The 258-nt window shown below is 53.1% G+C and carries 1 rRNA gene; it reads left to right on the plus strand.

Annotated elements, in window-relative coordinates:
- Nucleotides 1-221 (plus strand): 16S ribosomal RNA (locus tag NF418_RS10445); the annotation flags it as partial.
- Nucleotides 222-258 lie beyond the last annotated feature (37 nt).

The raw sequence follows: 258 nt of genomic DNA on the forward strand, positions 1-258 counted from the left end.
GCCTACATGAAGTCGGAATCGCTAGTAATCGCGGATCAGCACGCCGCGGTGAATACGTTCCCGGGCCTTGTACACACCGCCCGTCACACCACGAGAGTTTGTAACACCCGAAGTCGGTGAGGTAACCTTTTAGGAGCCAGCCGCCTAAGGTGGGATAGATGATTGGGGTGAAGTCGTAACAAGGTAGCCGTATCGGAAGGTGCGGCTGGATCACCTCCTTTCTAAGGAAATGGAACCTGTACGTCAGTCTTCTTTAAT

The sequence above is a fragment of the Streptococcus suis genome (assembly GCF_024509555.1).
In the GTDB taxonomy this organism is placed as follows: Bacteria; Bacillota; Bacilli; order Lactobacillales; family Streptococcaceae; genus Streptococcus; species Streptococcus suis_AD.